The following is a 10,350-nucleotide window of genomic DNA, read 5'->3' as shown; positions in this document are numbered from 1 at the left end:
TTTTTTTTTTTTTTTTTCCTTGGTTGAGAGAGATCACTCCACGTGTGATATGACGCCGACGAGGACGACGGCGGCGAGGGCGGGGATCCACCAGGCGACGGTCACGTCCAGATGCCGCTTCAGCAGCCCGGAGAGCTCGAAGCCGAACAGGCCGTAGATGCAGCACTGCATGGCGCTGTAGGAGACCAGGGCGACGACCGGACGAGGCGGCGCCCGCCGTGCCGCCGAGGCCGCGGGCGATGTACGCGGTGAAGGCGCCGGCGTTGTGGACGTGGCGGCTCATCTCGGCGTAGCCGAAGCTGAACAGCAGCAGGACCAGGCCGAGATCACGTACAGCAGGGGGGAGCCGACGACGCCGAGGACGCCGAAGGTGACGGGCATGCCGCCGGTCGTCACCATCAGCGGGGCGCTGGCGGCGACGACGGACATCAGGAGTCCGGCGAGGCCGATGCGGTCGGCGCGCAGGCGGCGTTCCTGGCCCTTGAAGGTGTGTATCTCGGCGGGTGTCGTGCGGCCCGTTGGCATGGGTGGGTCGTCCTTCGTCGTGTGGGGGGGGTGTGGGGTCAGCGGGAGCCGAGGGCCGTGCGGCGGGCGGCACCGGAGGGCCCTTCCCGGGGTCGCGGTCGGGGTAGGACAGGGGGCCCGGGTGACGTGCGGGCCGATCTGATGAGCAGGGCGGCGGCCTCGGCCAGCCGGCCCTCGTGCAGCTTGGCGTGGGCGAGGTAGTGTGAGGTCGACCTTGTGCCGGGGTGGGTGCCGGACGGTGTCGTCGATGTCCCATTCGAGCCACAGTCGAAGGCGGCCTTGAGCACCTGGCGGGCGCGGCGGCCGGTCCAGTGGCCGGAGGCGGCGGGGTCGCGGGGCAGGACCCCGGCGCGGGCCAGGGCGCGGTAGCGCTCGGCGTGCGCGACGACGGGCAGGAGGGCCAGGGGGGTAGTCGGCGGGGGCCTGTTCGGCGGCCCAGGCGGCGAAGTCGTAGACCTCGTGCAGGGGGTCGTCGTGGTCGGCCTTGTGCCCGGCGAGGCTGGCGGCCATCAGATGGTGGGCGTGGTGGTGCTCGGGGTGGCGGGCGCGCACCTGGCCGAAGTGGCGGGCGGGTTCGTCCTCGGTGGCGCCGGAGTGCGCGAGGAGCAGCAGGGCCAGCCAGGGGGTGGGGTCGAGGGGGCGCCATGCGGGCGGCGGCCGGCGCACAGGGCGCGGGCCCGCTCGGGGGTCCTCCCGGCGGCGGGCGGCCTGCTGGGCGGCGGCGCAGGCCAGCAGGGCGGCGGCGTCGGCGCTGTCGGGCTCGGCGAGCTGCCACTCGCGGCCCCAGGCGATCCCGGCGGTGGACCTGGCCGAGGACGAGGGAGGCGGTGGCCACGGCAGGTCCCAGTCGTCGCCGGTCCCGGCCAGGAGCCGGCGGGCTCGGCCCAGCGGCCGCGGGACAGTTCGTCGCGGACGGTGACCAGCTCGGCGTCGTCGAGCGCAGGGGTCGAAGGAGGGTCCGCCCCCGAGCCGGGAGCGCCGAGGGGGCGTGGAGGGGTCATCGGTGAGCGTCCTCCACGGTCCTCCAGTGCAGCTGGTTGATCACGGACAGCAAAGCGTTAGTCACAGGTTTCCGTCAAGGGTGGTGGCGGAACACGCAGGTGCGTCCGGAGAGTCTGGATGAACGTCCGAAAGGGGGGTACTCGTTCCGCACAACGCCCATGAGGCGGCTATCGTTCTCGGGTCAAGTCCCCGACCTCCGGCCGGTCTTGAGGTGCGCGACGTATGGTCTTCGCCTTCGCTCTGAGCGCGGGCCCTCTGCCTGGGCTTCGGGTTCGTTCTCCAGCAGAACGCGGCGGCAGCGCGCGCCCATGAGCGACTTCCTCTCCTTCCGGCTGCTGCTCGACCTCGTGCGGATGCCGCGCTGGCTGGCGGGCCCTGGGTCTGATGGTCTGCGGCATGGCGCTGGGCGCGTGTGGCGCTGGGGGGGCGGCGAGATCTCGCTGGTGGAGCCGCTGCTCGCGACGAACCTGCTGTTTCGCGATGGCCCTGTCCCGCTGGCAGACCAAGCAAGCCGCTGGGCCCTGACCGGGCTGGGGGCGGCCCTGTGGCTGCTGGCCGGCGGGCGTGACCGCCTTCATCGTTCGCGGGACGCCCGCAGGGCGGGCATTCGGTGACCGACCCGCTGGCGGCACTGGCTGATCGTCGGCCTGATGATCGGCGGCGCGCTGGTGCTGGCGGCGGTCTCGAAGCGGCTGCGGATGAGCGCGGAGGCGGCGACGCTGGGCCGTGGCGGCGGGGCTGCTGTAGCGGCGTCCAGGACGCCCTGACCCGGGTCAGCGGGGAGCGCTACACGCACGGCGGGCTGGCCACGCTGGTCGTCAGCTGGCAGCGTACGCGGGTGCTGGCGCTGGGACGTCACCGGGCTGGTACTGGTGCAGAGCGCCTTCGAGACGGCCCCCGCTGCGGATGTCCCTGCCCGCGCTGACCGCGGGCCCCCAGCGCTGGCGGGGATCGTCTGCGGGGTGGGCTTCCTCGGCGACCGCCTGCGGACGTCGCCGGGGGCGCTGGCCTGGCAGGCGGCGGGGCTGGCGGCGATCGTGGTGGGCATCGTGCTGATCGGGCGGCATCCGGCGATGCCGTCGGGAATGTCGGAGGCGCGGGTGCGGGATCTGCAGCCGCGCTGATGTGATGGCCCCATGACCATGGATGCGCAGGGACTTCCGGGACTTTCGGCCGACGAGATCCTGGACGTCGTCGACGAGCACGACCGCGTCGTGGGGCAGGCGCCCGGGGCGAGATCTACACCCGGCGGCTGCGGCACCGCTGCACGTTCGTTGCAGGTGCGCGACGCGGAGGGGCGGATCTTCGTCCATCGGCGGACGGCGCAGAAGCTGATCTTTCCGTCGCGGTACGACATGTTCGTGGGCGGAGTGCTCGGGGCGGGCGAGACGTACGACGCGGCGGCGCTGCGGGAGCGGAGGAGGAGCTGGGGGTGCGGGGGCTTTTCCGCGCCCGGCCGCTGTTCCGTTCCTCTACGAGTCGGAGGAGTTCGGCGGCAGTGGTGGTCGGGGTGGTACGATGGTGCGGTGCGACCTGGCGGTCAAGGCCGCAGGTGTCGGAGGTGGCCTGGCATTCCTTTCCTCGCGGAGGACGTAGCTCGAAAGCGCGGCTTCCGGAGGTGGGACGTGGGTGCCGGACGGGCTGGAGGCGTGGGGGAGGTGTGCGGCGTGGCGCCGTGAGGGGTGAGTTTGCCCCGGACCCGCCCTTTCACCGTTTCTCGGCGCGCTCCGCGCGGGGCAACGCGGCTTCGCCGCGTTCGTCCTCAAACGCCGGACGGGCTGATATTCAGCCCGTCCGGCGCTTGAGGACCTTCGCCGTACCCCTACGGCACCAGAATCAGCTTCCCCCGCGTATGCCCCTCGGCACTGCGCCGCTGCGCCATGCCCGCCGCCCTCTGCCAGCGGGAACACCTCCGCCACCTCCACGGACAGCCGCCCCCGCTCCGCCAGGTGGGTCAGCGCCGCCAGGTCGGGCCGCGTCCGGGCGGACCCACAGAAGGCGGCACGCCCAGTTCCGTCACCGACGGGTCCGCGATTCGAGACGAGCCGGGCGTCCGGCACGTGATGTGCGAGGACGTCTGGATCACGCCGCCGCCGACCAGGTCGAGGACCACGCTCGCGCCCTCGGGGGCGAGGGGCCCGGAAGCGGTCGAGGAGCCCGTCCCCGTACATCAGCGCTCGGCACCCAGCGAGCGCAGATACGCGTGGTTGTGCTCGCTCGCCGTCCCGATGACCCGCGCACCCGTGTTGCGCGCGAGCTGGACGGCCATCGAGCCGACCCCGCCCGCCGCGCCGTGCACGAGCACGGTGTCCCGCTCTCCCACCCGGTCGCGCGGACGCGCCTGTGTAGGCGGTCAGGCCCGCCAGCGGGAGGCCGGCGGCCTGCTCGAAGGAGAGATTGGCCGGTTTGTGCGGGCCAGCGTCCGCACGGGCGCGGCCACGAACTCGGCGTAGGTCCCCCGGGAGAGGAAGTCCTCCCGGACGTAGCCGATGACCTCGTCGCCGACCGCGAATTCCGGCGTGTCCGCGCCCAGCCGCTCGACGGTGCCCGCCACGTCCCAGCCGGGGACGACCGGGAAGACCGGGGTGATCGCCCCGTCCAGATAGCCCGCCTGGGCCTTCCAGTCCACCGGGTTGACTGCCGCCGCCCGGACCCTGACCAGCACGGAGTCCGGACCGACCGTGGGCTCGGGGACCTCTCCGTACTCCAGGGCCTCGGGCCCGCCGTAGGCGCGGTAGCTGACAGCCTTCATAGTCATGCTCCTCGGTCTCGTGTTCAGCCTCGTGTTCAGCGCGTGGCGCCTGCGGTTTCAGCGTCCGACGCCGGGGCGGAGCCCGCCACCGCAGCGGGGCGCGGGGCGTGCGTTCCGCGCAGTCCCCAGCCAGGCGACCAGCGACACCAGCAGGAACGCGGTGCCCGCGATCACGAAGGTCAGGGTGAACTGGCTCTCCGCGGGCAGCGCGGGCGCGCCCGGCGGCAGGTGCTCGATGCTCCTGGAGGCGAGCACGGTGGTGATCATCGCGCTGCCGATGGCGCTGCCGGTGGAGCGGGAGATGGAGTTGATGCCGTTGGCGATGCCCGTCTGCCGCGGCGGCACGCTGGCGACGATCACGGCGGGCATGGCCGCGTAGCCGAAGCTGATGCCGGCGCCGACGCACATTCCGGCGGCGATGACGGAGAAGGCGTGCTCGTGGTCGAGGGCGATCCAGACGAAGCCGACGGTGCCGATCAGCGAGGCGAGCAGCAGCACCGGGCGCGGGCCGTGGTGGCGCACCAGCTTGCCGCCGATGGGCGCGGCCAGCAGCGAGACGATCGTGCTCGGCAGCAGGAACTCCACGGACGCGCGCAGCACGGTCGCGTCGAAGCCGTAGCCCGCGATCTTCGACGGCATCTGCACCAGGTAGGAGACGCCGATGAAGAGGGCGAAGGAGCCGAAGCCGACGAGCAGTCCCGCGAGGTTGGCGAAGAGCACCGGCCGGTGGACGAACATCTTCATGTCGACCAGCGGCTCGCGCACCCGGCGCTCGACGAGGACCCACACCGCGGCCATCACGACGGCACCGGCGAAGCAGCCGAGGGTGCGGCCCGAGCCCCAGCCCCACTCGTGCCCCTGGGTGATGGGCAGCAGGAGCAGGACGAGGGTGGCGGCCAGGGCGAGCGCGCCCAGGACGTCGGTGCGGCCGCCGGTGGTCTCGCGGGTGGCGGGGACGAGGGGCGGCGACGGCCACCAGGGCTGAGCGCGGCCAGGCCGGTGGCCAGCCAGAAGGCGCTGCGGTAGTCGGGGTTGTCGCCCGAGGTGAGCAGACCCGTGGCGACCAGCGCCAGGCCGCTGCCGAAGGCGAGGGTGCCGCTGACCATGGCCATGGCGCCGGGCAGCTTGGCCGGCCGGATCTCCTCGCGGAGGACGGAGAGCGCCAGCGGGAAGATCGCGGTGGCGGCGCCCTGGAGCACCCGGCCGACGATCAGCCAGAGCAGGGAGTGGGTCACGGCGGCCAGGACGGATCCGGCGACCATGACGACGAGGACGGCGACGAGCGTCTTCTTCTTGCCGTGCTGGTCGCCGAAGCGGCCGAGCAGCGGGGTGAAGACGGCGGCGGAGAGCAGGGTCGCGGTGGTGACCCAGCTGACGTTCGCCGAGGAGGTCTCCAGGTCGTTCTGGATGAGGCCGAGGATCGGCACGACCAGGGTCTGCATCATCGAGACCACCATCGCCGCGAGGCTCAGGGCGAAGACGATCAGGGTCTCGTTTCTCGGCGGGGCCGAGGAGCTCATGGGGGGTTCCTTCGATTGCTTCACGACATTGATGCTTGAAGTCATCAAGCAACCGGGCAAACCTAGACCTGATACTTGAGGTAGTCAAGCTAATGATTGAGAGCCTCAACCGCTTGCGTAGACTGGGCCGTATGACCGCCCCGACCTCCCCGACCAAGGCCCAGCTCCTGGAACTGGTGGCGGCCCTCGGCACCGCCCAGTGGCAGGACTTCTCCGCCTCGGCGGCCCGGCACGGCCTCACCGGCGTACAGGCCAAGCTGCTCGCCCACCTCAAGGGCCCGATGCCGATGCGCGGCCTGGCCACCCTGCTGGTGTGTGCGACGCCTCCAACGTCACCGGCATCGTGGACCGGCTGGAGGCCCGGGGCCTGGTGCGCCGCGAGCCCGACCCGTCCGACCGCCGGGTGAAGAACGTGGTCGCCACGGACGAGGGGCGCGAGACCATCCGCCGAGTCAGGGCCGAGATGCAGGCCACCCACACGGCCCTGGACGCGCTCGGCGAGGAGGAGCGGACCGCGCTCTACGGGCTGCTGGAGCTGCTGCGGGACGGGCTGCGGCCGGGCGCCTGAGGCGCTGATCGCTCCCCGTATTCTGACGGCCTGTCCGATTCGAGGAGAGGCGCAGATGTCGACCCACGCCCGTCCGGCCCCGCAGGCCGCCCCGTCCGGCCCCTCGGCGGTCCCCGAGCCCTACACCGTGCCGCTCGCGCCCGGGGTGAGCGCGTACGTCCAGCCGGACGGCGGCTGGTGCCTGAACAACGCCGGCTTCGTCACCGACGGGGACCGCACCCTGCTGATCGACACCGCGCCGACCGTACGGCGCGCGGAGCTGCTGCGCGACGCGGTCGCGGCGAGCGGGGCGCCGGCGCCGTCCCTCGTCGTCAACACGCACCACCACGGCGACCACACGTACGGCAACGGCGTCTTCGCCGCCGGCGGTGCGACGATCATCGGCCATGCCGGGTGCCGCGAGCAGACGCTGGCCGTCGGCCATCAACTGCACGCGATCTGGCCGCTGGTGGAGTACGGGGACGTGCACATCACCCCCGCGACGCTCACCTACACCGACTCCCTCACGCTCCACATCGGTGACACCGAGGTGCGGCTCTTCCACCCCGGGCCCGCGCACACGGTGGGCGACACGGTGGTCTGGCTGCCGCGGCAACGCGTCGTCTTCACCGGGGACCTGGTCTTCAACGGGGGCACCCCGTTCATCCCGTTCGGCTCGCTGGGCGGGTCGCTGCGGGCGCTGGAGCTGCTGCGGGAACTGGACGCGGAGGTGGTGGTGCCGGGGCACGGGCCGGTCACGGACCCCGGCGTCTTCGACACGGTCGAGCGGTACCTGCGCTTCGTGCGGGACCTGGCGGCGGCCGGACGCGCGGCCGGGCGTACGCCGATGGAGGTGGCGCGGGCGGCGGATCTCGGCGAGTTCGCCGAACTGAAGGAGAGCGAGCGGCTGGTGGGCAACGTGCACCGGGCGTACGCGGATCTGGACGGCTCGCCGCTGGATCTGCCGGCGGTGTGCTGCGGGACATGGCGGAAATGAACGGCGGCAAGCCGCTGGCTTGCCACGCGTAGGGCCTCCTCCCCGCCCCGCCCTCTCCCCGTCTCCCGGGACAAGCCCCCGCCCCCGAACCGCCCTTCGGGCGGACGAAGCGGGGAGAGGGCGGGATCGGGGGGCAACCGCCTACGGGCGCAATGCCCGTAGCAGCAAGTCCGCCAGGTGTTCCGCCACCTGACGTGACGTCAGGACCCCCTCCGGCCGGTACCAGGCTGCTCAAGTGGTGCCAGCGAACCGAAGTGGTAGTCCACCACCAGATCCGCGGGCGTCGCCCCGCTGAACACCCCCTCCCGCTGGCCCTCCTCGATCAGCGCGCGGAAGCGTTCGTGGTAGCGCCGCCGTTCGGCGCGCACCTGCCGGTACTTCTCCGGGCCGAGTTGGTGCATGGACCGGAAGAAGATCTTCGTGTCGTCGAGGTTCTCGATCGTCGTCACCGCGACGTCCACCGCCGCGGCGCGCAGCCGTTCCTCCACCGGGGCGGAGGACGCCCGCCACCGCGTCGAGGCGGTCCTGCTGCACCCGCAGCACCCGGGCGTAGATCTCGTGCAGCAGGTCGTCCTTGGACCCGAAGTAGTGGTACAAGGCACCCTTCGTGACGCCGGCCGCCTCGACGATCTCCTGGACGGAGGTCCGGTCGTACCCCTGGTCGGCGAAGAGCCGGGTCGCCGCGGCCAGCAGCCGCTGCGGCACCGGCCGGTCGCCGGGACCGGTCCTCGCTCTCCTCGTCGGCTCCACTGAACCCCACCCCTCCTCAACTGCGGTGCCGCGCAGGGCACGCGGCCTCCCCCGAGGGATCTTGCCACTCGCCCGTTCGGACCGACTCGGCGGTATCCGCACGCCTGCCCGTCGTACGGAATCCCACCCCGCCCGGCTCTGGACAGCGCCCGCGGCCGGCAGGACCATGCGCTCCACACCGGAGGGGTAGGGGGCGCCATGGCGGGCACGGGCGTGCGGCCGTACTGGGAACTGACCTTCGACAAGAACGGGCGCGCGGACCGGCGCGAACTGGACGCCCTGCTCCGGGGCGCCACCGACGAACACCTCACCGACCTCGTCGTCTTCGCGCACGGCTGGAACAACACCCGCTCCACGGCCACCGGCTCTACAACGCCTTCTTCGCCACGTTCCCGCCCCGACAGGGCCTCGGATACTGCGGGATCGTCTGGCCGTCCATGCGGTTCACGGACGAGGACGTGCCGGACTGGCTCCCGCTGGCGCCCGCCTCCGACCGCCCGGGGCTGCCGCCGGGCACCCGGGAGGCGCTGGCGCTGGCCTTCCCCGGCCGGGACGCGATCCTCGGCCGCCTCGCCGAACTGGCCGAACGGCAGCCGGCGGACCGGGCCCGGCTGGAGGAGTTCACGGGGCTGGTGCGCACCCTCGTCAGCCCCCGCCCCCGGGAGGCCGACCGCAACGGGGCGGAGGACGGGGCGTGGATCCGGGACACCGACTCGGAGCCCATCGTCCCGGTGATGTTCACCCAGAGCGCCGTGGAGGTCTGCGACGCGTTCGCCACCGCGCTGGAGTCCCCTGGCCCCGCCCGCCCCGGGCCTGTTCGGCGGCGTGCTCAAGCGGGTGTGGCGCGGCGCGCTCGAGTTGCTGCGCCAGGGCACGTACTGGGAGATGAAGCGCCGGGCCGGCGTCGTCGGCCCAGCGCGGGCCTCGGCCCGGCGATGGGCGAACTGGCGGCCCGCGCACCGGAGTTGCGGGTGCATCTGGCGGGGCACAGCTTCGGCGCCCGGCTCGTCTCGTTCGCGCCCGGCGGACTCCCCGACGGCGTCCGCGTCCAGTCGCTCACCCTGCTCCAAGGCGCCTTCTCGCACTACGCGTTCACCCCCCGGCTGCCGTTCGCACCCGGCCGCTCCGGCGTGCTGCGCGACGCGCCGGAGCGGGTCGCCGGCACCGTGGCCTGCTGCTGGTCCCGGCACGACACGGCGCTCGGGACCCTCTATCCGCTGGCCTCCCGGCTGTCGGGGGACTCGGAATCACTGCTGGGACTGGACGAGTCCCGGTGGGGCGCCATGGGACACGACGGCATGCGCGCCGTGCCCGACTGCGCCGCGCTCTCCCTGGCCGACGCCCTGGCGGGCGCCCTCCCGGCGTCCGGCTGCGCCAACATCGACGCCGGCGAGGTCGTCCGGCGCGGGGGCCCGCCCTCGGGCGCCCACAGCGACATCTGCCATGCCGAGCTCGCGCGTGTCGTACTGATGGCCGGACGGGGCATGCGTTAGCGGGGCGTGCCCTTCCCGACGACGAGGAGAGGGCTCGCGCCGCCCGGAGGGATCCGATTCGCGCCGCGATACGTCCCTTCGGTGTTTGGGTCGTTTCGGCCGTCGTTTCGTCGTCCGAGTCCGCACCGCCGGAGGTGGGATGCAGTGGCAGGTTTCAGAGCTCTCGCACGAGAGGTACGCAATCCGGGAAACACCATCGCTCTGCGACGGACGTCCCTGCGCAAGTGCCTCGAACGCTTCGCCCCGTACGGACACCGGGCCACCTGGCACCACCTGTGCGCCCAGGCCGGCATCGCCCCCGACGACCGCTCCCCCGATCCCGGGCGGCTGGTCCGGGCCCTGGCGGAGCTGGAGGAGGCCCGCGAGGTCTGGCTGGCCTACGAGGTCGAGTTCGCCGGCCGGCGCCGGCGGGAGAAGCACGACGGGATCCGCCAGCCCGGCGCGGTGGACGAGTGGCACCGCAACACCTGGGGCGGCTGTGACATCGTGCCCTGTGCCACACCGGCTCTGGCGCCGCGGGCCCGGCTCGCGGACGTGCTGCGCCGGGTGATCACCGCCATGGAGTCGGCGCCCGGGGACCACTGCCCCGTCTGCGCCCAGAACCGCATCGAATGGCGCACCGACCTGGAGCGCTACCCGCTGGAGGGGCCGGTCTGCACCGACTGCGGCATCGTCGTGCCGGTCGCCGTCCTGACCCCGGCCGCGCTGTCCGCGGCCCGGCGGTACGCGTTCGAGCCGCGCTACGCGGCGGTCTGAGCCGGCGG

General features: G+C 72.9%; 5 protein-coding genes and 6 pseudogenes. 6 read left to right on the top strand and 5 right to left on the bottom strand.

Annotated elements, in window-relative coordinates:
* Positions 1 to 48: 48 nt before the first annotated feature.
* Positions 49 to 525 (bottom strand): annotated as a pseudogene (locus tag ABD794_RS00465) (amino acid permease); the annotation flags it as partial.
* 1,261 nt (positions 526 to 1,786) lie between these two features.
* Here ABD794_RS00465 and ABD794_RS00455 point away from each other — a divergent pair.
* Together ABD794_RS00455 and ABD794_RS00450 are read left to right on the top strand one after the other, a co-directional pair.
* Positions 1,787 to 2,651: pseudogene (locus ABD794_RS00455) on the top strand (DMT family transporter).
* 12 nt (positions 2,652 to 2,663) lie between these two features.
* A complete protein-coding gene (locus tag ABD794_RS00450) occupies positions 2,664 to 3,206 on the top strand; it encodes an NUDIX hydrolase (protein WP_344960306.1) in 543 nt (180 codons plus the stop codon).
* A gap of 143 nt (positions 3,207 to 3,349) precedes the next feature.
* Here the strand turns inward: ABD794_RS00450 and ABD794_RS18420 are convergent.
* The 3 genes and pseudogenes from ABD794_RS18420 to ABD794_RS00430 all read right to left on the bottom strand — a co-directional run bounded on the left by ABD794_RS18420 (position 3,350) and on the right by ABD794_RS00430 (position 5,799).
* Positions 3,350 to 4,279: pseudogene (locus tag ABD794_RS18420) on the bottom strand (NADP-dependent oxidoreductase).
* A gap of 57 nt (positions 4,280 to 4,336) precedes the next feature.
* Positions 4,337 to 5,077: an MFS transporter gene (locus tag ABD794_RS00435; RefSeq protein WP_344960303.1), complete on the bottom strand. Its 741-nt coding sequence runs from the start codon at positions 5,075 to 5,077 to the stop codon at positions 4,337 to 4,339.
* A complete protein-coding gene (locus ABD794_RS00430; RefSeq protein ID WP_344960302.1) occupies positions 5,077 to 5,799 on the bottom strand; it encodes an MFS transporter in 723 nt (240 codons plus the stop codon). Before ABD794_RS00430 ends, ABD794_RS00435 begins: the two co-directional genes overlap by 1 nt.
* A 131-nt stretch (positions 5,800 to 5,930) precedes the next feature.
* Between ABD794_RS00430 and ABD794_RS00425 the strand changes: the two are divergent.
* Both ABD794_RS00425 and ABD794_RS00420 read left to right on the top strand, forming a co-directional pair.
* Positions 5,931 to 6,367 (top strand): annotated as a pseudogene (locus ABD794_RS00425) (MarR family winged helix-turn-helix transcriptional regulator).
* A gap of 55 nt (positions 6,368 to 6,422) precedes the next feature.
* Positions 6,423 to 7,375 (top strand): annotated as a pseudogene (locus ABD794_RS00420) (MBL fold metallo-hydrolase).
* Positions 7,376 to 7,484: 109 nt separating this feature from the next.
* Here the strand turns inward: ABD794_RS00420 and ABD794_RS00415 are convergent.
* Positions 7,485 to 8,093, bottom strand: a pseudogene (locus ABD794_RS00415) (TetR/AcrR family transcriptional regulator).
* Positions 8,094 to 8,530: 437 nt separating this feature from the next.
* On the opposite strand from ABD794_RS00415, the gene ABD794_RS00410 reads away from it, so the two are divergent.
* Both ABD794_RS00410 and ABD794_RS00405 read left to right on the top strand, forming a co-directional pair.
* Complete coding sequence (locus tag ABD794_RS00410) at positions 8,531 to 9,586, top strand: serine-threonine protein kinase (protein ID WP_344960301.1); 1,056 nt, start codon at positions 8,531 to 8,533, stop codon at positions 9,584 to 9,586.
* Positions 9,587 to 9,730: 144 nt separating this feature from the next.
* A complete protein-coding gene (locus ABD794_RS00405; RefSeq protein ID WP_344960300.1) occupies positions 9,731 to 10,342 on the top strand; it encodes a hypothetical protein in 612 nt (203 codons plus the stop codon).
* Positions 10,343 to 10,350 lie beyond the last annotated feature (8 nt).

Source organism: Streptomyces thioluteus (assembly GCF_039535865.1).
The sequence above is the reverse complement of the archived record's forward strand: the minus strand, read 5'-3'. Positions and strand labels throughout refer to the sequence as shown.

What these genes read in the sequence shown, in the direction of transcription:
- ABD794_RS00435 (WP_344960303.1), bottom strand. Translation starts at nt 5,077, where the DNA reads ATGGCCGCGGTGTGGGTCCTCGTCGAGCGCCGGGTGCGCGAGCCGCTG.
- ABD794_RS00430 (WP_344960302.1), bottom strand. Translation starts at nt 5,799, where the DNA reads ATGAGCTCCTCGGCCCCGCCGAGAAACGAGACCCTGATCGTCTTCGCC.
- ABD794_RS00410 (WP_344960301.1), top strand. Translation starts at nt 8,531, where the DNA reads ATGCGGTTCACGGACGAGGACGTGCCGGACTGGCTCCCGCTGGCGCCC.
- ABD794_RS00450 (WP_344960306.1), top strand. Translation starts at nt 2,664, where the DNA reads ATGACCATGGATGCGCAGGGACTTCCGGGACTTTCGGCCGACGAGATC.